The organism is Micromonospora sp. L32, assembly GCF_052068055.1.
Lineage (GTDB): Bacteria > Actinomycetota > Actinomycetes > Mycobacteriales > Micromonosporaceae > Micromonospora > Micromonospora purpureochromogenes.
This window is the reverse complement of record NZ_JBQHDD010000002.1, coordinates 872,726-896,183: the sequence shown is the minus strand read 5'-3', so window position 1 is coordinate 896,183 and position 23,458 is coordinate 872,726. Positions and strand designations below refer to the sequence as shown.

At 68.2% G+C, this 23,458-nt stretch carries 19 protein-coding genes and 1 pseudogene; 14 read left to right on the top strand and 6 right to left on the bottom strand.

Annotated features, from left to right (window positions below):
• Positions 1 to 762: 762 nt before the first annotated feature.
• Together ACTMTB_RS08910 and ACTMTB_RS08905 are read right to left on the bottom strand one after the other, a co-directional pair.
• On the bottom strand, positions 763 to 1,014 hold the full coding sequence (locus ACTMTB_RS08910; protein WP_441143967.1) for an SCO4848 family membrane protein: 252 nt from the start codon (positions 1,012 to 1,014) through the stop codon (positions 763 to 765).
• Positions 1,015 to 1,149: 135 nt separating this feature from the next.
• Positions 1,150 to 1,614 (bottom strand): hypothetical protein, encoded by a 465-nt coding sequence (locus ACTMTB_RS08905; protein ID WP_441143965.1) that lies wholly within the window; start codon positions 1,612 to 1,614, stop codon positions 1,150 to 1,152.
• A gap of 284 nt (positions 1,615 to 1,898) precedes the next feature.
• Between ACTMTB_RS08905 and ACTMTB_RS08900 the strand changes: the two genes are divergently transcribed.
• From ACTMTB_RS08900 to ACTMTB_RS08875, 6 genes are all read left to right on the top strand, one after another.
• Positions 1,899 to 2,336: a PRC-barrel domain-containing protein gene (locus ACTMTB_RS08900; RefSeq protein WP_441143963.1), complete on the top strand. Its 438-nt coding sequence runs from the start codon at positions 1,899 to 1,901 to the stop codon at positions 2,334 to 2,336.
• A 50-nt stretch (positions 2,337 to 2,386) separates the two neighbouring features.
• Entirely contained in the window at positions 2,387 to 2,554 is a 168-nt protein-coding gene (locus tag ACTMTB_RS08895) for a hypothetical protein (protein ID WP_441143961.1), read from the top strand.
• A gap of 93 nt (positions 2,555 to 2,647) precedes the next feature.
• Complete coding sequence (trpS, locus tag ACTMTB_RS08890; protein ID WP_441143959.1) at positions 2,648 to 3,703, top strand: tryptophan--tRNA ligase; 1,056 nt, start codon at positions 2,648 to 2,650, stop codon at positions 3,701 to 3,703.
• A 289-nt stretch (positions 3,704 to 3,992) separates the two neighbouring features.
• Positions 3,993 to 5,711, top strand: coding sequence for an arginine--tRNA ligase (gene argS / locus ACTMTB_RS08885; protein WP_441143957.1), 1,719 nt, complete (start codon positions 3,993 to 3,995; stop codon positions 5,709 to 5,711).
• Positions 5,712 to 5,752: 41 nt separating this feature from the next.
• On the top strand, positions 5,753 to 6,817 hold the full coding sequence (locus ACTMTB_RS08880; RefSeq protein WP_441143956.1) for a DUF3885 domain-containing protein: 1,065 nt from the start codon (positions 5,753 to 5,755) through the stop codon (positions 6,815 to 6,817).
• A gap of 266 nt (positions 6,818 to 7,083) precedes the next feature.
• The gene (locus ACTMTB_RS08875) at positions 7,084 to 7,512 is read left to right on the top strand and encodes a protealysin inhibitor emfourin (RefSeq protein ID WP_441143955.1); all 429 of its coding nucleotides are present in this window, start codon (positions 7,084 to 7,086) and stop codon (positions 7,510 to 7,512) included.
• 57 nt (positions 7,513 to 7,569) lie between these two features.
• Here the strand turns inward: ACTMTB_RS08875 and ACTMTB_RS08870 are convergent, their stop codons facing one another.
• From ACTMTB_RS08870 to ACTMTB_RS08860, 3 genes are all read right to left on the bottom strand, one after another.
• Entirely contained in the window at positions 7,570 to 8,415 is an 846-nt protein-coding gene (locus tag ACTMTB_RS08870; RefSeq protein WP_441143954.1) for an alpha/beta fold hydrolase, read from the bottom strand.
• Positions 8,416 to 8,470: 55 nt separating this feature from the next.
• Entirely contained in the window at positions 8,471 to 9,040 is a 570-nt protein-coding gene (locus tag ACTMTB_RS08865; RefSeq protein WP_441144044.1) for a phosphotransferase family protein, read from the bottom strand.
• Positions 9,041 to 9,101: 61 nt separating this feature from the next.
• The gene (locus ACTMTB_RS08860; RefSeq protein ID WP_441143953.1) at positions 9,102 to 9,626 is read right to left on the bottom strand and encodes a hypothetical protein; all 525 of its coding nucleotides are present in this window, start codon (positions 9,624 to 9,626) and stop codon (positions 9,102 to 9,104) included.
• A gap of 223 nt (positions 9,627 to 9,849) precedes the next feature.
• Between ACTMTB_RS08860 and ACTMTB_RS08855 the strand changes: the two genes are divergently transcribed.
• The 6 genes and pseudogenes from ACTMTB_RS08855 (at position 9,850) to ACTMTB_RS08830 (ending at position 18,275) form a co-directional block, all read left to right on the top strand.
• Complete coding sequence (locus ACTMTB_RS08855) at positions 9,850 to 11,349, top strand: diguanylate cyclase domain-containing protein (RefSeq protein ID WP_441143951.1); 1,500 nt, start codon at positions 9,850 to 9,852, stop codon at positions 11,347 to 11,349.
• A 284-nt stretch (positions 11,350 to 11,633) separates the two neighbouring features.
• On the top strand, positions 11,634 to 12,974 hold the full coding sequence (locus ACTMTB_RS08850; protein WP_441143949.1) for a hypothetical protein: 1,341 nt from the start codon (positions 11,634 to 11,636) through the stop codon (positions 12,972 to 12,974).
• Positions 12,975 to 13,697: 723 nt separating this feature from the next.
• Positions 13,698 to 14,261: a dihydrofolate reductase family protein gene (locus ACTMTB_RS08845; RefSeq protein WP_441144042.1), complete on the top strand. Its 564-nt coding sequence runs from the start codon at positions 13,698 to 13,700 to the stop codon at positions 14,259 to 14,261.
• A gap of 22 nt (positions 14,262 to 14,283) precedes the next feature.
• Positions 14,284 to 14,950: pseudogene (locus ACTMTB_RS08840) on the top strand (tyrosine-type recombinase/integrase).
• A gap of 299 nt (positions 14,951 to 15,249) precedes the next feature.
• Entirely contained in the window at positions 15,250 to 15,807 is a 558-nt protein-coding gene (locus tag ACTMTB_RS08835; protein WP_441143947.1) for a hypothetical protein, read from the top strand.
• Positions 15,808 to 16,976: 1,169 nt separating this feature from the next.
• Positions 16,977 to 18,275, top strand: coding sequence for a hypothetical protein (locus ACTMTB_RS08830; RefSeq protein WP_441143945.1), 1,299 nt, complete (start codon positions 16,977 to 16,979; stop codon positions 18,273 to 18,275).
• 180 nt (positions 18,276 to 18,455) lie between these two features.
• Here the strand turns inward: ACTMTB_RS08830 and ACTMTB_RS08825 are convergent, their stop codons facing one another.
• Positions 18,456 to 19,769: a DNA-methyltransferase gene (locus ACTMTB_RS08825; protein ID WP_441143944.1), complete on the bottom strand. Its 1,314-nt coding sequence runs from the start codon at positions 19,767 to 19,769 to the stop codon at positions 18,456 to 18,458.
• Between the two features lie 209 nt (positions 19,770 to 19,978).
• Between ACTMTB_RS08825 and ACTMTB_RS08820 the strand changes: the two genes are divergently transcribed.
• The gene (locus tag ACTMTB_RS08820; RefSeq protein WP_441143942.1) at positions 19,979 to 21,673 is read left to right on the top strand and encodes an AAA family ATPase; all 1,695 of its coding nucleotides are present in this window, start codon (positions 19,979 to 19,981) and stop codon (positions 21,671 to 21,673) included.
• A 272-nt stretch (positions 21,674 to 21,945) separates the two neighbouring features.
• A complete protein-coding gene (locus ACTMTB_RS08815; RefSeq protein ID WP_441143940.1) occupies positions 21,946 to 22,872 on the top strand; it encodes a hypothetical protein in 927 nt (308 codons plus the stop codon).
• Positions 22,873 to 23,458: the final 586 nt, after the last annotated feature.

Here is a 23,458-nt window from a genome sequence, read left to right as displayed (position 1 = left end):
CCAGTCCGGGGTATAAATCATAATTGGCACTGGCTTTTCAAGCACCCTGTTGAGTTCTCAAAGAACAACCACACACCGCCCGGAAACCCCCCGAAGAGGACCCCCGACCCGGGGCATTTTCGCTCTGTCGTGACCGCCGCTCTCGCGCCGGGCACTTTTACTACGTTACCTCACCGTCTTCCCCGTGTCAACCGGTGTGTCCCGGTCTATCACGCTTCGTACGGGTTGGCGCCCACGACCACGCGCAGCGGTCACCCGCAGCGCTTGATCATCGGATTTGGCAGGCCGGCCGCTGCGGTCTCCCGCAAGCTCGCCCGGTGCCCTGCCGGTCGACAACCTTACCCGGTCGGTTCCGCCTCGCCAAATCCGCCTCGCAGCGTCTTCGGGGCACCGCCCGGTCCCAGGTTCCGAGGAGTACGACCCTCGTTGCCGGGAGCTCATTCCCGCGCTCCGGCCTCCAGGTCTTTCGCCCTGTTTCGTCCGTTCCGCGCTGGCAGAGAGAAAGTTACGCGTCTGCGGGTTTGATCGTCAAATCCGGGGGTAGCGTCCCCCGTCACATCATCTTCCCTCAACTATCCCCGCAGGTCAGGCGTTTCGCACCGGCCCGCCGGAGGTCGAGGTCCCGCCGACAGGGGTAGCAACACACAGGGTGGACGGAAGATTCCGGGGCGCCGCTGAAGGCATGACACCGCGGGTGATCGAGGGACCAACGCGACGCGGCTCCAGCGCGGCATGTGCCAGCGCGGCGTCCCGGCGGGCGGGTCAGACGGACCGCCGGCGGGCGGCGAGCCAGCCGCGTACGCCGAGCACGCCGACGGTGGTCCCGATCGCCAGCGACGTGGCGATCAGCAGGGCGTGCACCCAGAGGAAGCTGGTCGGTGTGCCGTCGCCGACCGTGCCGGTCGACCAGGCGCGCGGGTCGTTCCAGATGGCGACCGCGAACCGGGGCCAGATCACCCAGCTCCACACCCCGACCGCGACGAGGAAGACGGACCAGCCACGGGAGAGCACCATGGCTGGCCAGTATGCCAGCGGACGACGCCCGGCCGACCGGTACCGGCAGGTCAGTAGGCCGCCCACCGGTGCGAAGGAGCGGCCGCTCAGCCCCGGAGCCCGCGACGAGCACTGGACCCCGGGGACCCGGAGCGGTCAGAAGCAGGTGCCGATGCCGCCGATCGCCGGGTTCGCCCGGTCGTGGTAGTGCACGGTGCCGTCCGGGTCGGCCATCAGCGCGCCCCAGATGATGCAACCACCGCGGACGTACGCCCGGGTGGGACCGGCCGCGTACAGCCGGTTTCCGTCGTCGGTCTGGGTGGGCAGGTACTGGGCGGCGAGGTAGACCTGGGTACGGGTCAGCATGCCGACGTACGCCGCCTTCACCGTCACCGTGCAGCCGTACCCGGTCACCGGGTGGTAGAGCAGGTGCACGGTGCCGAGCCGGGTCCCGGTCGTCTGGTTGCGGATGGGGTCCTGGTCGATCTCGGTGTAGCCGAGACCGCAGAGCGACTGCGCGGTGTACGGGTTGACCGCCGCCTGCGCCGACGCCCCGCCGGCGCCGACGAGACCCACCGCCAGGGCCGTCACGATTCCGATACGCCGAATGGTGCGAAACATCTGCGTCCCCTTTCTCGGTGCTGCCGGATGCCGGACCAGAATCGTCGGCGGCACCCGCCGGACGAATGTGCCAAGTGGACACTGCCCCACCCCGCCGGGTGTGCATGGAAACGATCACAGCATCGCTGACCAGCGGTTCGACGGCGGAATAAATAGACGCTCGCCGAATATGGCGTACTTCGCACCGCGCGCACTCGCGTGAACGAGGAATTGCCGTAGCGTTTCCCGCGCGCGCGGGCGGGGCACTTCGGAGGTGGACGACGACGAATCGGAGGTGTCCGCAGATGCAGCCGTTCAACCCGTGGACCTGGCGCGATCCGGCGGCGCTCGCCGGCGGGTACGACCGGGCGGACCCGGGCGAGGAGCCCCGGCGGCGGAGCGAGCACGACGGGCCCGACGCTCCCGGCCCGGGGACCCCGGTGGACCTGGTGGGCTACCGGGTGGAGGCCACCGACGGCCGGATCGGCGCGATCGACGAGGCCAGCGACGACGCCGACGCCCGCTACCTGGTGGTGGACACCGGGCCGTGGATCTTCGGCCGCAAGGTGCTGCTGCCGGTGGGCACGATCGCCCGGGTCGACCACCTGGAGCGGGTGGTGCACGTCGACCGCACCCGGGAGCAGGTCAAGGAGTCGCCGGCCTTCGACCCGGACGCGTTCGGCGAGCCGGACTACCGCCGCCGGGTGGGCAGCTACTACGAGGAGAGCTACCGCAGGGGCTGACCCGATCGGCCGGGCCCCACGATCCGCGTCGGTGCGGTTACCGTGGACGCATGGTCCGGCCGGTCATCCTCGCGCCGGAGGCCGTCGACGGCCTCCCGCGTGACCTCCTGCCGTCCTTTCCGAGCGGCCCCGACGACGGCCGGGAGCGGATCCTCGACGTGCTTCGTGCCGGTGGGTTGCGGTTCCGCGCCGGCGCGCGATGGCGGTTCGTGCTCTGACGAGCCGACCCCACCGACCCTCAGGCGACCACGCCCCGGGTCGATCGCGCGCGTGCGCGTCCCGTCAATCCTCGGCACGAAAGGCCCATCACCATGTCCGTTGCACGGATGCTCACCGGGGACCGCCCCACCGGGCGGCTGCACCTCGGTCACTACGTCGGCAGCATCGCCAACCGGGTGGCGCTGCACCGGCGGTACGAGAGCTACTTCATCATCGCCGACCTGCACATGCTGACCACCCGCCACCGCCGCGAGGACATCGCCCAGGTGTCCCGTAACGCCCGGGAGATGGTCACCGACGTCCTGGCGTGCGGGGTCGACCCGACCCGGGCCACGTTCTACCTCCAGTCCGCCATCCCCGAGGTCGGGGACCTGAACACGCTGTTCCAGAACCTGGTGACCGTGCCGCGCCTGGAACGGGTGCCGTCGGTGCGGGAGATGGCCCGGGACGCCGGCCGGGCGGAAATCCCGTACGGGCTGCTGGGTTATCCCGTCCTCCAGGCCGCCGACATCCTCTGCATGAAGGCGCAGGTGGTGCCGGTCGGCAAGGACAACGCGGCGCACGTCGAGGTGACCCGCGAGATCGCCCGCCGCTTCAACCACCTGTACGGCGAGGTCTTCCCGGTACCGGAGATGATCGCCTCCGACACGCCCACCCTGGTCGGCACCGACGGTCAGGGAAAGATGAGCAAGAGCAGGGGAAACGCCATCGCGATCGCCGACGACGCGGCGACCGTGCGCCGCAAGGTGATGGCCATGTACACCGACCCGAACCGGGTCCGCGCCGACGTGCCGGGCACCGTCGAGGGCAACCCGGTCTTCGCGTACCACGACGTGTTCAACCCGGACCGCGCGGCGGTGGGGGAGCTCAAGGACCGCTACCGGGCCGGTCGGGTCGGCGACGTCGAGGTCAAGGAGGCCCTGGCGGCGGCGCTGAACCGGTTCCTCGACCCGATCCGGGAGCGTCGCGCCCGGATCGAGGCTGATGCCGGCCTGGTCGACCAGCTGATCGTCGACGGCACCGAGCGGACCCGTGAGCAGGTCCGCCGGACCGTGGTCGAGGTCCGCCGGGCGATGGGGCTGACCGGGGCGTACCAGCAGGTGCGGCGCCGGGCCGAGCGCGCCCGCAAGGCCGCCGCCACTGCCTGACGGCGACGGTACGGCCACCGGGCCGGCCGGGGAACGCGGTGTACGCGTCGCCGGCCGGCCCGCTAGGCTCTCCGGCATGACCAGCGCGCCTGCCCACACCACCGGACCGTCCTGTGACGTCCAGGTCGGTGCGGAGCGACGCCGGCGATCCGTCGCCCGCCCGCGCTGACCTTTTCCCTGCGACCGGCGGATCGAGCCGCCGGTCATCGCCGTTCGTCCTCGGTCCGCCCACATTCTCCCGTGTCCAGATCCGCGTGACCGCGCGGATCCGAGCGAGATCGGCGTACCCATGGATCTTGAAAGGCTGCTCACCGACCGGCTGGCGCCGGCGTTCGCGACCGTGGCCGGCGGCCCGGTCGACCCCCTGGTGCGGCGCTCCCCGCGCGCGGACTTCCAGTCCGACGCCGCGCTGGCGCTGGCCCGGCGGCTCGGACGCCCGCCGCGCGACATCGCCGCCGCGGTGCTGGACCAGGCGGAGCTGGACGACGTCTGCGCGACCGCCGAGGTCTCCGGGCCGGGCTTCCTCAACCTGACGGTGGCCGACCGGACGCTGGCCGCGCTGGTCTCCGGGCTGGCCGGCGACGACCGGCTCGGCGTGCCGGTGGCGCCCGCGCCGGAGACCGTGGTGGTCGACTACTCGGCGCCGAACGTGGCCAAGGAGATGCACGTGGGGCACCTGCGCTCCACGGTCATCGGCGACGCCGCGGTCCGGCTGCTCGACTGGCTCGGGCACCGGGTGGTGCGGGTCAACCACCTGGGGGACTGGGGCACCCCGTTCGGGATGCTGATCGAGCACCTGGTCGACCTGGGCGAGGCCGAGGCGACGCAGGAGCTGTCGATAGGCGACCTCGACTCGTTCTACAAGGCGGCCCGGGTGAAGTTCGACGCCGACGAGGCGTTCCGGGAGCGGTCGCGGCAGCGGGTGGTCGCGTTGCAGGGCGGCGACGAGCGGACGCTGCGGCTGTGGCGGCTGCTGGTGGAGCAGTCCGAGCGGTACTTCCTGACCGTGTACGAGCTGCTCGACGTGACGCTGACCCGGGACGACTTCCGGGGCGAGAGCGCGTACAACGACCGGCTGGGCGGGGTCGTCGACGAGCTGGACCGGCTCGGGCTGCTGCGCCCCAGCGACGGCGCGGACTGCGTCTTCCCGCCCGGGTTCACCGGCCGGGACGGCGAGCCGTTGCCGCTGATCGTGCGCAAGGGCGACGGCGGTTACGGCTACCCGGCCACCGACCTGGCGGCGCTGCGGCACCGGACCGACGACCTCGGCGCGACCCGGCTGCTCTACGTCGTCGGCCTGCCGCAACGGCAGCACTTCGCGATGGTCTTCGCCGTCGCCGAGGCCGCCGGGTGGCTGCGCCCGCCGACCCGGGCCGTGCACCTCGGCTTCGGCTCGATCCTCGGCTCCGACGGGCGGATGCTGCGCAGCCGGGCCGGCGGCTCGGTGAAGCTGGTCGGGCTGCTGGAGGAGGCGGTCGCCCGGGCCACCGAGCTGGCCCGGGCCAAGAACCCCGAGCTGGACGCCGAGGCCGCCGCCGAGATCGGCCGGGCCGTCGGCGTCGGCGCGATCAAGTACGCCGACCTGGCCACCGACCGGGCCCGGGACTACGTGCTGGACTGGGAGCGGATGCTCTCCCTGGACGGCAACACCGCGCCCTACCTCCAGTACGCGTACTCGCGGATCCGGTCGGTCTTCCGGCGGGCCGGGACGGACGCGCGGCCGGACGCGGCGGTCCTGCTCACCGAACCGGCGGAGCGGGCGCTGGCGTTCGAGCTGCTCGGCTTCGCCGGGGTGGTCGCCGAGGTGGAGCGGAGTCTGGAGTTCCACCACCTGGCCGGCTACCTGCACCGGCTGGCCAGCACGTTCAGCGCCTTCTACGAGCGCTGCCCGGTGCTGCGCGCCTCCGGCGAGCTGCGGGAGAGCCGGCTGGTGCTCGCCGACCTCACCGCCCGGACACTGCGGCAGGGGCTGCACCTGCTCGGCATCCGGACCGTCGAACGGATGTGACGCAGCACGGCGGGCGCGTGGTCACGGCCCATGATCCGGCCGTGACGCAGCGATGGGCGACGCTGGCGGAGATCGGCGCGGCGCGGGACCGGTTCGAAGGTGAGCTGCGCTGGCGACGGCCGGTGCTGCACGGCATCGGCTTCCCGTCGGTGGACCTGGCGTATCCGCGCTCCCCGGAGGACATCTGCTTCCTGCGGGTCAACGGCGCCGGGAACGTGCTGCCCGCCGCCGTGCTGGCCACCGTCGTCGGCTGGCACGGCGGCACGGGCTCGGTCCGGGTGACCCAGGAGCAGCTCGGCCGGGCGATCGCCCTGCTGGCGCCGGCCGAGGCGTGCACCGACGTGCCGCACCCCAACCTGGCGGTCTGGCGCGAGGTGTACGGCTGGTCGTGGGGTGACGACGGCGAGGACCTGGTGGTGGTCTTCGACGCCGACCCGGACGAGCCGACCGACGACCCGTACGTGCGGACGCTGCGCGAGGTGGCGGCGTCCGGGCGGCAGGACGTGCCGAAGGGCGAGGTCCGCTGCTGGCCGCAGGACGGCGGCGGGGAGCTGCGGGCCGCCTGGGAGGCGCGCTGGCCCCAGCTCCCGCCGATCTTCCGTTCCCTGCCGGTGGAGCCGGAGCGTTGGGTCCGCTTCCACTCGCTGCCCGGCTCGAAGCGGTACGCCGACACCGCCGAGGAGTACGCGACCATCCTGCACCGGCACGACACGGTGCTGGCCGAGCTGGGCGCCACCGACCTGGTGGTGATCACCGTTGAGGTGCTGGGCACCCCGACACCCGGCCGCCGGCAGCCGGTCCTGGCCGAGCTGCTGCCCGAGGCGGAGTGCTGGTCGGTCTTCTCCTGGCCGGATCTGGAGCCCGAACTCTGCTTCGGCCACGCGTACGCCAGCCGGGTCGACTGGCGGCCGGGACGCCTCGACGACCTGCTGCGCCGGGTCGCCGACGACGAGGTCGACCACGTGATCATCGCGCCGCCGGACCTGAGCTGGCTCTACGCGCCGTACGACGGCGGGGCGGACGTGCTGCTGCCCACCCGGGAGGGCCGGGACGAGCTGCGGGAGCGGCACCCGGACTGGCTCTCGGTCCACCCGTCGGGGCGGTGACCGGGCGGGCAGCCTAACCGGCGGAAAAAGCCGGGAAATGAATTCTTTAAATAGGCTGACACAATCGCAACAAATTGCACCGGTCGCACTGTCCGCTTGGGACTTACGGCCCATGGATCGGTTGTCGCGCCGGTGCTAGAAATGTCGCGACAAGGAACGGGCGAACGAGCCGGCCGACAACAACCGGCGGCCCGTTACGGGCATCGCGACCGCTGATTCCCGGATCCGCCGCGTTCCACCATTCCCACGAGGAAAGGGGTTCAGCCATGTCTGCCATGCTGCGCGCCATCGGCCGGATCATCACGGCGTTCGCGCTGCTCACCGGGGCCGGAGCCGGCACGCTCGCGGCCGCCGCGCCGGCCCGGGCCGCCTGGAACGACGCCTACCAGGTGACCGTCGCCCGCACCGGCGGATTCGCCGGGGTCAACGAGCAGTACCCGGTTTCCGCCGGCACGGTGCACATCTACACCGCTGATCTGCTGGCCACGGCCAGCACCCGCGAATTCCGCCGCCTCTCGCCGGCGTACCCGGCGGGTCCGGGCGCCGACCGGTTCCACTACACCGTCACCGTGACCTACCGCAACGGAGTCACGAAGACGGTGTCCACCGAGGACGGCGCGCCGGCGCCGGAGGTGCTGTGGCAGGTCATCGACATGACGATGCAGATCAGCCGGGAAATCGCGCCGGTGAGCTGATCCCCTGCGGCGCGCCGGCCGGTCCGTGGCACGCGGACCGGCCGGCGGTTCACCCGCTCATCGGTCGGCCGACAGGAAGCCCTCCACCGAAGAGGCGAAGGCGGTCGGGTCGTCGACCCAGGGAAAGTGCCCCGCCCTCGGCTGCACCAGCACCTCGGCGCGGGCGAACAGGCGGGCCAGCTCCCGCACCGCCGTGACCGTCGGCCAGATGTCGTACTCGCCGGCCACCAGCAGGGTCGGCGCCGGCAGGGTGGCCAGCCGGGCGGGCAGCGCCGGGTCCGGGGTGAAGCCGGCGTAGAAGCCGTCGGTGGCGGGCGCGGAGAACTGGGCCGGCTCGGCGGACGCCTGCGCCCGGGCCGCCGCGTCCCACCGGCCGTACAGCAAGGGGGCGGCGAGCCAGCGGTAGCGCTGCTGCTCCTCTTCGGTGCTGGCGTCGGCGTGCAGCGCGGCCACCGCCTCGGCGTACCAGGGTTCGTGCGCCCGCTTCGCGAGGACGTCGGCCACGGCGAGGTCCGACTGGATGTCCACCACCCGCAGTGACGGCGCCACCAGGACGAGGTGGTCCAGCCGCCGCGGGTGCCGGTCCGCGTAGAGCAGGCAGATGCCGCCGCTGGCGGAGTGCCCGAGCAGGTCCATCCGGTCGAGTGCCAGGTGGCGGCGCAGCGCCTCGACGTCGTCCACCAGCCGGTCGACGCGGTAGCTCGCCGGATCGGCCGGAACCTCCGACGCGCCCGTCCCCCGGTTGTCGAGCAGGACCAACGTCCTGGTCGCGCTCAAGCCCCCCAGCTCGGCCAGGTATTCGACCACCTGGCCCGGCCCGCCGGGGACGCAGACCAGCGGTGGACCGGAACCGACGCGCCGGTAGGCCAGTTCCGTGCCGTCTGAGGATCGAAAGCGCTGCATGGCGCCCCATCCTGCCAGCGACGGCTCGACGGCTTGCCCGCCGTGGGCATCAGCGCTACCTGCCCCACGCGGTGCTGGCAGGCGGGCGCGCGCGTCGTCGTCGTCGGAACGCCGGCCTCGATTCGAGATGCCCGGTCAGGTACGTCAGGGACGCGGTGATGTCCTCGCCGGTGCCGTGCGGTCGGCGCAACTCGCCGACGTAGACGGCGATGTCGGCGAGCTTCCACCACAGTGGGTAGAGGTCGAGAACAGCCGGCGTGAGGTTCGGGCCGGTTGCCCGCGCGTAGCGCGCGAGGATCTCCTCGTCGTCGCCGACCGGGTCCTCGCCCACCATCCGGGCGAGGGCGCCGGTGAGCATCCACAGATCCCGTTCGGCCGGGGCGATCCGCACGGTGTCCCAGTCGATGAGCCGCAGTCCGTCGGGTGTCCGCATGACGTTGCCGGGATGGAGTTCGCCGTGCGTGAGCACCCAGTCCGCCGCGGTGGCGCGTACCCGCTCGACGCGCCGGTCGAACTCGGTGAGCAACCCTTCGACGTGCCCGGCGTGGGCGGACAGCAGCTTGCGGGCGGATTCGCCGTACGGCCCGCCGGCGTCCCGGCCGGTCTGTCTCTCATGCGCCGCGATTCTGCCCCGGCCGGGCGCACCGTCGCAGGTCGATTTCCCGTGGGTCGACCCCGGGCCGGGCCTAACGGCTCGGAGTCGCCTTCACGCCCGGGCTTGCCCCTTGGCCCGGGCCGGTCACCACGGCGCCCACGATCCCGACCACCGTGGCGAGCAGGATCGCCCCGACGGCGATCGCCACGGCCGCGAGCATGCCCCGTGGTCCCCGTCCGGTGGGATCGAGCGGGTGACAGGTACGGACAGCCGGTGCCCCTCGCCGCGCACCGCCTGCCTGGGCCGGGGTCGGCCCGGCCTCCGTCGCCCGCGGCCAGGTCAGCGCCGAAGCGGGCGGGTGCACGACCGGCGTCGGCTCGTCGTACGGCTCGGGAGCGGGGGACGGCGCCGGTTCCTCGGAGTACCGGTCGGCAACGTCGACGAACCGGCGGACCAGCGAGGCACCCCGGAAGTCGTGCTCGGCGGCGCAGTGCAGGCAGACGTAGTCGGTCGTCGACCGGTCACAGCGCGGACACAGGCCCGCGGGGTTCAGGGCGTCGTCCCGGTCGGGCAGCGCGTCCCACCCGGGGCGGCTGTCATCGGTGGAACCCGTCACCTCGTCCTCACCGTACGGGCCGGGAGCGGCCGGCGCATCGACGGCGATCCGCTCGCACCGTCCGTCCCGCGCACCGTATCCCGCCGGATGCGGGGCCGCCATCCGTCAATCCCGCTGGCCGGGACGGTGGAGGTGGACGGTTCATGTGGCGAGGGGTGGGCTCGCGTCGATGTAGCGATACCGGTGGTTGGCGGCTGTCGATCACCGCCTTACCGTGTTGGCCGTGAGCGTGTTCGACGGAGTCGACTGGGAAGCGCGCCCGATGGGCCGGTATCGCGGCCTGCACTCGGTGCCGGGCGGTCTCGGCCTGAGCCTCGCCTACCTGACGCTCTGCCTGACCGGCATCGCGGTCTATCCGTACCTGTCCGACGCACAGCGGATGGTCGACTACCTCGTCCTGTCGTTCGCTACGGTCCCCGCCGTCGTGGTCGGGCTGAACCGGACACCCGCCGACAGCCGCAAGCCCATCTGGTTCCTACTCGCCGCGCTGGTCAGCTTCAACGCCGGCAACGTGGCCTGGTACTGGTACGTCTTCGCGATGGGGCTGCCGAGCGGCGACGGCACGATCGCGGGAATCTTCGCGGCGCTGGCCCAGGTCTTCATGTTCTCCGGCGCGATCACGATCGTCGCGCGGCGCGGTCGTGACGACGTCGGCGGGTTGATCGACAGCACCATCGTGGCGATGGCGGTCGGCGGTGTGATCTGGAGTTTCCTGCTCCTGCCGCAGCTGCGGGAGGTCGCCGCCGCGCAGGTGTCGCAGATCGCGACGTGCGTGACGGTCTTCATGCTGACCGGCATCTTCGGTTGCCTGACCCGGCTGCTGCTCACGGCCAGGGAGTTCATTTCTGCGCTGTGGTTCCTGGTCGCGGCGATGGGCTTCTCGCTGGCCGGGGTGATCACCGTCGCGCTGGTGGTCGTACCGGGATCCGGTTCGCGACCCGCGTACACCGACATGATCTACCTCGCCGGCTACACGGCGGTGGGGTTGTGCGGCCTCGCCCGGTCGGTGGTACGCCTGCTCCAGCCCGGTCCGGCGCCGAAGGACGACCTGAGCAAGGGGCGGCTGGTCTTCCTCGGGCTCGCGCTGTGCGCCATGCCCGCCGTGGGCGCTGCCAGTGAGCTGTCCGGCCGGGACGTCGACACGGCCCTGCTGGCCGTCAGTACGGCCGCGGTGACCCCGCTGGTCATGCTCCGGATCTGGGGCGTGTGGTCGGAGCGGATGCGGGTCCTCCGGTACCAGGCGAGCTTCGACCCCGTCACCAACCTGCCGAACCGTCACGAGTTCGCCAACCGGTTGGACGCCGCGCTCGCGGTCGGTCACCCGGTGGTCGTGCTCTTCTGTGATCTGGACGGGTTCAAGGCCGTGAACGACCGGTACGGCCACACCGGCGGCGATCAACTACTGATCCAGGTGGCCGAGCGGCTGGGCCGTTGCCTGCGCCCGGGCGACACGGTGAGCCGATTCGGCGGCGACGAGTTCGTCGTCCTCTGTGTCGACATGGAGCGCTACGACGCGACGGAGCTGTGCCTGCGCATCGAGACGGCCTTCCGCGAGCCGTTCGCGGTCGACGGTGAACCGGTCGTGATCGGAGCGAGCATCGGCATGGTCTGCAACGACCGCGCCGAGAACGGTGAGCAGTTGATCCAGCGGGCGGACGCCGCGATGTACACGGCCAAGCAGGGGCGCCAACAGGTCCCCGGCGTACGGACCAGCGTGGCCTGACCCGGGCCGGCTCCGGGTGGGTGATGCCGGTTTGCCGAATGTCATCGGCACTGGGCTTTCGGCGGCAGAGGTGACGGCAGGAATTGGTGGTTGTTGGCGCTCGAGGTGCCCGGTATCCGCTCCGCAATAACGTAGGGACAACACTTCTCCGCAGCATCCACTATGCTCCGACGGGTCGCGCCGGCGGCGGCGGGGAATTGACCCGCGCGATTCATGGTCGGCATCGACCAATCAGACAACCGGAAGTCACCGCGTAACCTCGGAACGTTCGGAGGCCCTCAACGATGGCCCGCCCAAGGACGCGACGGTCCGTCGCGATCATCGCGCTCGCGCTCTCACTCGCCGGCGTCGTCTCGGTACCGGCCCCCGCCTCGGCCGCATTCAGCCAACCCCTTTCCATATCACCGGCGGGGTACGACTCCTACGATCAGCAACAGACCTACGACCGGCAGGGCGACGCGCTCTTCGTCTGGGTGCGTGAATCCCACACCTATCCGCACCCGCGGTACGTCGAGTTCAAATCCCGCAGCTACAACGGCCGATGGGGCACCACGACCACCCTGTCCCCGGCCGGCCAGGCCCCGCACAGCCCACAGGTCGCGGTCGATGACGACGGCGACGCGATCGTGGCGTGGCGCGCGTACAACGGCGTCGACAACAGCATCTATGCGCGGAGAATCGCCAAGAGTGGCACCCTCGGACCGCTCATCACGGTCTCGGCGGGCGGGGTGCAGGCCCACGGCACCAACGTGGCCATCGACTCCGACGGCGACGCCGTGGTGACCTGGGCCGAGTGGCACGACGACGGCAGGGTCCTTCCGATGATGCGTCGGTACAGCAGCAGCGGGTCGCTGTCGCCCGCCGTCGTGCTGGCGTCGACTCCGGCAGATGCGGAAACGCCGGCGGTGGCGTACGACCGCGAAGGCGACGCCGTCCTCGCCTGGGCCAACGACAACGTCGTGCAGGCCCGCACCCTCAGCGCTGACGGGACCATCAGTGAGCTCAAGACCGTGTCCGCGCCCCTCTCGCCGATCGACCGTCACTTCACGGCCAAGGTGACGGTGGACCGGGACGGCGACGCACTCGTGACCTGGCGCCACTGGAGCGACCAGGGTCAGAGCACGTCGGTCTGGGGTCGCTGGGTGGCCCGCGACGGGACCGTCGGCAACGTCCGTCGGCTCACCCCCGCACTGCACACGGACGTGGTGAACCACTCGGTCGCCGGCGACCTCGACGGCGACATGCTGCTGACCTGGGACCTGTTCTCCACCGGGCACCTGTACTCCGTGGCCATCAGTCCGGCGCAAACGGTGGGGCAGCCGGTGCTGCTGTCGACCTGGGGCCGTCTGCACTCGGTGCGCGTCGACGACGACGGTGACGGCATCGTGGTCTGGCAGGGGAAGGGCCTCAACAACTCGGTCGGCAGCGTGGAGGCACGTCGCGTGACCCGGTCGGGCACCTTCGGCACCACGGAGGTGATCGTGGGGATCGGTGTCGATCCGACAGTCGCGGTGACCCCTACGGGACGCGCTGCCGTCGCCTGGGAACGGCGGTTCCAGGTCGATCTGCAGATCCAGGTGAGCGTCGACCCCTACTTCGTCACCACTCAGGGAATCCGTTCCTAGACCGTCTTCTGGGCTGTCGATGGAGAGGGGTCCGGCCGGACGGCCGGACCACTTCCGCTGTCCCTGGTCCGGAGAGACGTGTGGCTACCCGAGCGGCTGTCTCGACGTATCGCCCATGGGCTTGGTACACAGCACGTCGGGCATGGGCAGATACCCGAGTGTCTGCCAGAACCTGCTGCGGCGGCCATGTCCCGTGCGCTGTTCGGGCAGTGAGGCACCCGGTGGCTCCCAGCCTGGCTCCCACGCCCACTCGAAGCCTGGCGGACACGAAGAAGCCGTCAACCCTGCCGTTCGGCTGGTCGAGGGCTTCTTCCTGCTCGGTGCGCCCGAAGGGACTCGAGCCCCTAACCTTCTGATCCGTAGGAGCGTTCCGCATCCGCTGCTACCCGCCTCGCCTGCCCGCTGGCTCGTGGCCGGCGTTCATCCGGTGGCGGCTGTGGGCGTCGTGCTGGGGTCAGGCTGGGGTCAGAAACTGGCAGCTTGGGAAATCGAGCGAAGCCATCATGAAGGCATCTTCGCCGCGTGTAAATGCCTCGACCAATGCCCGCGGGTGACCGTGGTTTACCCGCCCTAATGGCACGAACCAAGGTGTACGGGACGAGCGGCTTGGAAGTCTTGAGCGAGGGTCAGGAGCCGGTCCGTATGAACAGATTGCGCACCGATCAGTTTCCTCCGCTCGACTGGTCTAGTCTTCCGAGACCGACTGACGGAAGGCATGGCGCTATGCGGAAACTGATCTACGGCATGAACCTGACCCTGGACGGCTACATTTCCGCGCCCGGCGACGACCTCGGCTGGAGCGGGCCGAGCGATGAGCTGTTCCAGTGGTGGCTCGATCAGGAGCGGGTGATCAGCCTGTTTCTGTATGGGCGCCAACTGTGGGAGACCATGAGCGCCTACTGGCCGACCGGCGACCAGCAGCCGGGCGCCACCCCGGCGCAGATCGAGTTCGCGCGGAACTGGCGGGACACGCCGAAGGTGGTGTTCTCCTCAACGATCGACAAGGTCGACTGGAACACTCGCCTGGTCACCGGCGACGCGATCGCCGAGATCACCCGGCTCAAGGCCGAGGACGGCGGGCCGATGAGGGTCGGTGGCGCAACGCTCGCCGGGGCGGTCATGCGGGCCGGGCTGATCGACGAGTACGAGATCGTCACCCATCCGGCCCTCGTGGGCGGCGGCACACCGTTCTTCAGTGCGCTGGACGGCTGGGTGAACCTGAACCTGGTGGAGACGCGGACGTTTCCCGGCGGCGTGATCCTGACCAGGTACGAGACGAAGCGCTGAGCGCGATTCCTTCACGAAAAGCTTGTCTGAGGGAGCGAAGGCCCTGCGGATCTCGCACCGGTACCGGCCGAAGTTCACGCCGTGGACGGCTGACGAGGCCAAGCGGTTCTTGAAGGCGGCGCGGGATGACCGGTGGTACGCGCTCTACTCGGTCGCCTTGGCCCTTGGGCTTCGCCGCGGTGAGGCGCTGGCGCTGCGATGGGTCGACGTGGACATGGTCGACAACGTGCTCCGCGTTCGGCAGTCGCTGCAACGCACCGGCGGTGAGCTCCGGTTCGGGCCGGTGAAGACGGACGGCTCGGAGCGGGCCGTGGTTCTGCCGCTCAGTCTGGTCGACGTGCTGCGCGGTCATCGGGCGCTGCAACGGACGGAGCGGGAGGCGGCCGGGGACCGCTGGCAGGAGCATGGATTGCTGTTCACCACGAAGATCGGCACTCCGATCGAGCCTCGCAACATCAATCGGCACTTCGACCAGTTGTGCGAGCAGGCGGGAGTCCGGCGCATTTCGTGCGCATGACCTGCGCCATTCGTGCGCGACGCTGCTTTACGACCAGGGCGTGCCGCTCGAACGGATTCAGGACGTGCTCGGGCACAGCTCCCCGACCGTCACCAAGTCGATCTACGTGGAGGCCACGCGGCGTGTACAGCAGGACGCTGTGGACCGGCTCGGCTTCCTGTTCGACGCGTAGGCGTAGGGGTCAGCCGTGGGGGTCAGAAAGATCAAGGGCCGGTGTCCCGTGATGGGAAACCGGCCCTTGACCTGCTGTGCGCCCGAAGGGACTCGAACCCCTAACCTTCTGATCCGTAGCTCCGGGCAGTGCGACCTCTTACGGTCTCCCGCGATGTCGACTAGCTCCTGGTCGTCGTGTGGCAGCTTTTGCGGCTCAGTCGGTTGCTGTACTTCGCTGCTGTACTGCTGGTCCGGCCCTCCTGGGTGCGCGGTTTGCTGTCACCTTCGTGTATTGCGATCGGCTGGCACTCTGTGCAAGTGGATGACATGTGGCCGGTGCTCGTCGGGGGCGTGGTGGCGCTGCTGGGCACATATCTGGGGAGCCGATGGCAGGCGAGGCACAGCGCGAAGGTGCAGCGGGCGTCGCTGCTGCACGAGCAGCGGATCGCCTTGTACGTGGACCTGCTGGCCGAGTGCCGCGACCGTCGGCGCTGGCTTGAAGACCTCACGAAGGAGTACGGCGCTGTGCGCGGGCAGCGGAAGGACATCCAGTACCAGCCGGCTGTACCGGTGGAGGTGCGTGTGGACCTGCTTGCCCCACCGCGTACCAGCGCCGCATGCGAGGAGATGATCGCCGCGTTTGCCGTGTTGGCGTATGAGTTGCAGGAGCAGGGCTACCCGCAGCACGAGTGGGATGTCGTCCTACCGGAACAGGGGGAGTGGGTGGCCGCGGTGGAGGCCGTGGGGGTGCTGAACGCCGCGATTCGCGCGGACTTGGTTGACCCTTCGGATAGCGGCGGCCGTCGTCGGTGGTGGATACCCTCCTGGTGGCCGACGGCCGGCCGGCGCAGAAGCGGGCAGGACGTCAAGGGCTAGGGCTTTGTGGTGATCTCCCCTCCGTCGTCTCGCCGACGGAGCTTGACCTTCTCGTCCCGAACGTGATGTTTCGACGGCATCCATCCCAGCTGCCGTCCAACTGATAGCGCTAGACGTCCCCCTGACCAGAAAGATGCACCGATGAGATTTGATCGGCGATCCCTCCTGCTTCTCATCGGGAGCGGGGTATGCATTCTCACCGCCTCGACCCTAGGCATGGCCTTCATCTCGGTGACTTACCGTGCCCCTGTTGGAGAAGAGCAGCCGAAGGTCACAGACTGGATGCAGGCATGGGGAAGCGTCATGGGCGTCTTCACCGGGTTGGTGGCTGCCCTGGCCGCGACATGGCTTCTGCTTCACGAGCGACAGCAAACCCGTGAAGCACGGGCTGAACTCGCCGCAGAACGAGCTGAGGCAGCGCTGGCTCTGGCCCGTTCCGTGACCGTTAGCGCTGCACGCTTCACGGTCGTCAACGGCCTCGTACGTGACGTAACTGTCCACGTACACAACGACAGCGCGGGTCCGATTCGACAGGTGCAGCTGTATGTAGACGTACCGGGGCAGCGTCTCTCACTACCACCCATCGAGGCCATCCCACGTGGTATGGGCCAGGAGTCCCGGCGTCGGTACTCACCGCCAGTAGAACTCGGCGACGACGAGTGGTCCCCAGAGGGAGGAACGGCCCCTGCAACAGCCGTGTTCGTCGATTTTACTGGCCAGCGATGGCGCAAGACCGATGAAGGAGAGCCTGAGAAGTGGCGGGACACTTCTACCACCGGCTAGAGCAACCCCAGGCCCTGCCTTGCAAAGATCAAGACGTTGTCGGCCAGCGTCGGTGGCTGCCGCTGACCTGCTCGCCTGTCAACCTCCGCGGATCTCAGACTGGTCCCGTCGGCTGGCTTGGCTGTACGGATGGCTGCAAAGCCAACGACCTCTTCGTCCCGAACGCGGGCACCTGGCACCGTCACTTGTCACCCGTGCGATGCTGCTGGGCGTGGCCGTCATGCTGACCGGCGCCGGACATTGTCAGTGACTGCCGGCGGTTTCGATGCCTCCTTGCTGCCTCTGCGCCAAGGGTCAGCGCCATCAGCTTGTTGGAACGCAGGTTGCACAGCGACGTCCTACTATGGCCGAGCATCGCCAGCGTCAACGAGCCTCTGGGACGGACATTGCGCAACTTCACCTGGGAGGAGTGGGCCGGGCCTATCGAGAAGGCGGCGGTAACCGCTCTCGGCCAACCCGTGCTGTCGTGGGCTGTTGGCGTGCTGCGAGGCCTCTTCGGTGAGTCATGGTTGGCCGATAACGCGGCCAGGAACCAGACCATCCCACTGCTGCATCTGGATTGGTACCCCCTGGCCAATCCGCGTGCGGTCGTGCGAGTGCTGGAGTTCGCGGCGCGAGTCGCTCTGGTCAAACACCAGGAGGGCGCCGAAGCCCTGCTCGCCCAAGCGGGTGAGATCCGATCCAGGGCGGATGCCGCCCTCCGCGAGTTTCAGCATCTGCTGCTCGGGCTCGAGGTCGCAGCGTTCGCCGTCACGGATGGCTGGAAGGTGAGTTACGAGCAGCAGCTCCCCTCCGGCCGGAAGCCTGATCTGTGGCTGAGCCGAAACGGCCTGAACTACTTGATCGAGACCACGGTCATCGGCTTCGACCGTGACTTTCGGTCAATCGAAGGTTGGACGGACCGCCTACATCGGGCTCTCCAGGTGTTGGAGCTACGGCACGAGATCGAGACCGTCGCCCAGCTTGACGAGGTGCTGGGTGAGGCAGAGACCGAACAGTGGGTCCTGAACATCGCCGCCGCAGCTCTCGCTACTGGCGAGGATGGAAAGCAGCGCACCGTGCGGGCCGGCGAATGCTCTGTGCAGGTCTTCGCAAAGGGCGAGCGTCCCTCCGGACCAATCCTGACCGGCCCCGCCTTGACGAACGACGCGTGGTTACGCGTGGCGGCTCGGCTAGCCAGCAAAGTTAAGCAAACCTCGGGAGGTCCGCCTGCCTGGCTGCGCATTGATGATGTAGGAACCCTCTTCCGCCTTACTGACTGGAGCGCTCGCCCGCTTGCTCAGCGTCTATACGAACTATCGCTGAACATCGGAGTCGCCCTGGCCGACGCGCCCCACGTCCGCGGCGTCATCCTCTCGGGAGGGCTCCAATACGCCGCAAGCGGTGCCGCTGGCGAGACCGCCTGGCAAGACGTGGGAAGACTGCTAGGCCAACCGCCTCAGACCGGAGCCAGTCGGCAGCAACTCGCGCACGGCCCCGCAGCACTTCGTCGGATACTTCCGGGGCGACGGCAGCGCCTCACCTTCGTGATGCCCACCCCGCACACTTACCTCGCGCTCCCTGCCGGAACCGGGCTCGAACCTGGCCTCTGGTACAGCGAGGAAGCTTCTTGGCTGGAGACGGCCCTTCGCCGCCTGGGCCATCCGCCTTTGGCTGCAATCATCCGGGAGCCAGCTCGTCCGTAGGCTATGGCGCTCCGTTCGGTCTGGCCCGATCGTCATCGGTCGGGTCCAGTCCGTCGCGCGCCCAGGTAGTCCGGCCAGCTGCTCTACTGCTGCATCTGCTCCAGTGCTCGCGAGCGGTCCGGGGCCTGCAACGTTCCGTCCGAATGTGGGGCGTTCGAAATCCAACAGGTGCGCTCTTGTTTAGGCACTCTTCCGATCAGCCTGCGACCCCGGCTGTGGAGCCGTGACCGAGAAATCAATCGGGAGGCGCTGCTCTAACTCGTGAATTTTCGCTTCGGCTACATCAAGGTATTGCTGGGAGACGTCTACGCCAATTACGCGTCGACCGAGGGTTAGCGCAGCTACGGCAGTGTTGCCTGACCCGACGAAGGGATCAAGAACGACGTCGTTTGCATTAGTCGAGATCGAGATACAACGTCCCGGCAAAGCGACGGGAAACTGCGCCCCGTGGCCGTCACCACCGGACGAAACGGGAATCACCCAAACGTCCGAAAGCTTGTCGCCCTCGTAGAGGGTGTTGCGGCCGCCGAGGTTGGCGCCAAGCCTGCGGTATGCGCCCTTGTCGAAGGTCGGCGCGCGCCGGGTCGAAAGGTGCAGCACGTACTCGAGGTTGCGGCTCACCCGGGAATTTTGGGGCTCAGGCAGACTGTTGATCTTCGCCCAAGTGATGATGCTCTTGGTGTAGTAGCCGATGCGGCTAGCTCGCTCTGCTACCAGAGCCGGGATACCGCATTGCTCGCCATCCTTGATGTAGGAATGCCCAGCGCTGTACCGGTGATGATCGTGGTCCCCCCACTTCATCCGGTTGCGACCGTCCATGGCCTGGAGGGCTTCGTAGGCGTTGCCACGGATCTGGGTCCGCGTCATGTAGGTGTCCATCAGGTTCCACCACACTGACGCTGACTCCGTCAGGACTGGGCGCAACCTATGCAGGATCTCGACCGTATGCCGGATGAAGCCTTCCGGCGTCTGCTCGTGCCCAAAGGCGCACTCTTCGCCATCCGCCCAGCGCACGAGGCGGGCATCCTTGTAGATGCGCATGCCCCAGTACGGGGTCGAGGTGACGACGCATTGGACGCTTCCCTTGGGTAGGGTGCCAACGACCTGGAGGAAGTCGCCGTGGATCAGCTTCCACTTCTCATCCTTGGCGAACTCAGCCGAGCGCACGCTCGCGTCGAGCTCAGACAGCAGGTAGTCCAGGACGCGGCTACGAGGAACGAAGGTCTCAGAAAACGCGTCCTGGTCGAGGAGCTCGAGGACCTGGTCCACGGTGAGCTTCCGCTTGTTGCCGAAGATCCGTCGGATGAACGACTCGGCCATCCCCACGACGGGCGCGACCTCCTCGACGGGGAAGGTCTCCGGCCGCCCCTGGTAAGCGCCGCGATCCAACTTCGCGATGGCGGTACGCGGGTAGATGTTCGGCAGCTCAGGGGTCGCCGGCTGCGCCACGCGCCTGCGTTGCTGCGGGGTCTGAGGGGGGCCTCCGGTGCTCATGCACCGAACTCTAAAGCCTACCCCCGACGGCCCGTCAGCGGCTCGCGGGCTTGACGTATCCAAGAGAGTTCGTTAGGGGGTTCGGCCCCCCCGGATCGAGCCCACCTCAGCGAGGGCGACGGCGACGGCCAGCCCGGGCAATGACATCGACTGGCATCTGGCAGCATGCTGGCTGACCATCTAACCCGCTGCCGAGAGGATCCTGCTGGATGCGACTCAGCGCTGAGGCGATGAACGCGGCGCTCGCCGACTTCCAGGGACTCAACTACCAGACGAAGGTCGCGTCTGCGTACGACGTGTTCCTCACGATGAAGTGGCTCGCCGCCAATCGCCCCGACCAGGACCCTTGGCAGGCCGTTGCAGAGGCCGTAGATGACCTCTTTGGGGTCTTCCCGAACCGCGAACTCGGTCGGCTCCGCCCATGTCGTTACGACTGGTTGGTACTCAAGGACTCCGGGCGGAAGACGGTGTGGAACAACAACACCCGTGGGGTCAAGCTTTCGTCTTCGCTTCTCGTGAATAACCACATACGGCACGGTCTGCTCCCAGCTGCTTCCTCGGTCCTGGCCAGGGCCTTACCGCCTCACCGTCCTTCTTGGCAGTCCCTGGCTGTGCTTGTGCTGCGAAACTATGACTTCTCCCCGGAGGCAGATTGGTCGACGGCACGGGCGGAGTTGCTGCAGAAACTGGGATTGACTACGAGTGAGCTGGAAGACATCACCTCGCCCACGTCCCTTGACGTTCCGCTGCTCGGCGAAACTGAGTGGGACGAAACCACGATCCCTGAGGCACTTCGCCCCCCAGAAGCCGTGGTCGTGCGGGCCCCCGAGGTGCAGACGCCGCTTCCCGGAGAGCAGGCGGCTTCGCCGGCCGCCCCCGTCTCGATCAGCGTAGATAGGCGAGTCGAGCGCATGCTGCGCCTCGCACTCAAGACGACGCCTTCGATCCTCCTGGTCGGCCCGCCTGGCACTGGCAAGGGAACACTCCTCAAGTGGGTATTGAGTGAGATCGCTGCCGAACCAGAACGCTACGGCTTCGAGGCTGGCTTCGATCCGAACCCACTCTGGCGCACGCCGGACGAGAGCTGGACGGCGTACGACCTCATCGGCGGCCTGAGCCCCGATTCCAACGGCGTACTCGCTTGGTCGACGGGCGCGCTTCTAAATGCAATCGAGGACGAGCGGTGGCTTATCCTCGATGAGGCCAATCGTGGCGATATGGATAAGATCATGGGGCCGTTGCTGACGTGGCTTTCCGATCAGGAAGTCGAGGTCGGGCGCTCGGCGGCTCACAATGGCAGTCCCCAGCATGTCGGGTGGGGTAACGAGCGCCGGTCAAAGGTAGATGACAACGGCCACGTTCGTCGCTATCTCGCGGGCACGGACTTTCGCCTGCTCGGGACCTACAACCCGCAAGACGCACAGCGGGTTTTCCGGTTTGGTCAGGCGCTCTCCCGTCGCTTCGTCGTTATTCCGGTTCCCGCCATTCAACCAGGACAGTTCACTCAGCTGCTGGAGAAGTCATTTCCTGATCTCGGCGGGGACGCGGTTATCGCCATCGCGGGCTTGTACTCAGCACATCTGGCGGATGACAGCACTGCGCTTGGACCGGCCGTTTTCCTCAGAATGGCCAAGTATCTGCTGAGCGGGCGGCCGAAGGTAACGGATGGGGCCACGGCACCCACGGCACCAGCCGACTTTGAGGGAGAGGGCCCGAATGCTGACGAAACGCCGCTCCTCGCGGAGCTCCTCGCCGAAGCGTACGTTACGGGCATCGGCCGGTATTTGGCTGGCTTCGACGACCGCGTCTTCGATGCTCTCGGCGAACGGATCGTCAACGACGAAAACGCGCTACCACAGGGGCAGTGGACATGGGTGAGCTCCCAGCGACACGTCCTGAGCTAGCTGCTCTGACCCTTCCACGGCGCGGCCTAGAGCAGCTGCTCCGTGGCTGGAGTAGTGACGGACAACTGTTCGATGCGCTCAGTGCTGTTACGGCCGACGAGATAGAGGTCCAGTGGTCCGCGGCCGCCATCAAGCTACGAGCGGCACGCGTGTTGCTGCAAAAGATAGAGAGTGCCCTTCTTCTCCTCCCGGGTGACGTCAGGACATGGCGCGAGAACCTACCGGTCACGACGACGTCAGCTCGGGAGGTGTCCGATCGTCCGCTCCGCCCCATGGACTGGGCGACAACGGGGAGACGTTATGGCTGGCCACCGAAGGCTTTCGTCGGGCATCCCCGATCGCGGGTGAAGGACGAGAGCGCACTGCAAACCTTGGCGTGGACGGCGCGAAAACTCGAGCGAATGGCGAGGGACGTGCGTCCCATAGCACCGCTCCTCGTCGATCGTATCGAGCATCCAATACTCACCATGGTCGGCGTAGTGAAATCGGATCTCCAGGATGTCGAGGCGCTTCCCCCAGATCGACTTGATCTCCGTTCGCTTGCAAACTCCGGTCGCCCATGGTCTTCGCTGGCCATGGTGGCAGCGTCACTGGTGCGATCCCTGACCGATCTGGACTTCCTCGCGTTCGAGCTCATCGAGCCGGATTCCCAGCTGGATTGGCGCCTATTTCATCTCTCTGTGTTGGGAGAGGTGCTCGCCACCGTGCGGTCACTGGGAGGGCGTGTCCGATGGAACGCACCACTGAGTGCCGGCGAGTCGTCAGGGCCCCAGTTTCAGCTCAGGATCGGGCAAGACATCTGGGATCTGTGGTTCGAGGCTTCCGCAGCCGCTCGTTACTACCAGGTCCCATCACCGTACAAGGCAGCAACGACCGGCGTGAGTAGCGTTCAGAGGGCCATTGGAGCAGATATTCTACTGTGCCTGCCGGGCGAGCGCGCACTGATGCTGGAATGCAAATGGAGCGCTCTCGGAAGCTATGTGGGTCGAGATGGTTATCACCAAGCGTCGTCATACCTGATCGAGGCGCAACCTGGGCTCGTCGACAATGCGTGGTCCTACGTAATTGGGCCCGAAGAAGTCGTCAAGAAGCAAAGCGAGGCCAAGCTAAATTGGTCGGGAGGAACTTCTGTGGTGGGCGTCGGTAGCATCGAGCATGTAGCCGGCCTCGTTCGACTTGTCATTGGTGATTCTCGATAAATGCTTCCTCCGTGCTAAGGACGCGCCAAAGGGCCGATACTGCCATCCCGTCTGCCGCCGACCCACACTCCGTGGAGCGGGCCAGGGCCAGGGTGACAAGGTGGAGCGCCCTACCGGACGTACGACCTTGTCGCCCTGGCCCTGGTCTGCTCGGCTTGCCTGGGTCGGTGGCTGGCGGGATGGCATCCCACCTCAACCACCCACCTACCGAAACCGTTCGGCAACTCCATCTCGGAGTCGTCTGGCCCCCGCCGGAGGCACAGCTCTAACCCGGTCCTCTCCCCTCACCTTCCACCCCCACACGGCCCCGCTTCCTTCCTCCCCGGGGGCGCGAGAGACCTGCGCCATCGTTCGGCAACTTCGTCCGCCTCGGATCGCCGGCCAGTTCTCGTGGCGCTGCGGGATCGTCGGAAACGGATGGAAGCCTGTCCGCCTGGCCCAGGCCGTCCTTCGGGACTCGTCGCCGGGTCACCTGACTGACCCAGGCTGTGACGCGCGGGGCGGGGCGTGGGGTTCGGGCCGGCTGACTTTTCCGCCCCGGCGCCACGGCGTCGGGGCGGCGGCTCCGCAGGAGCCGTTTGCCGCG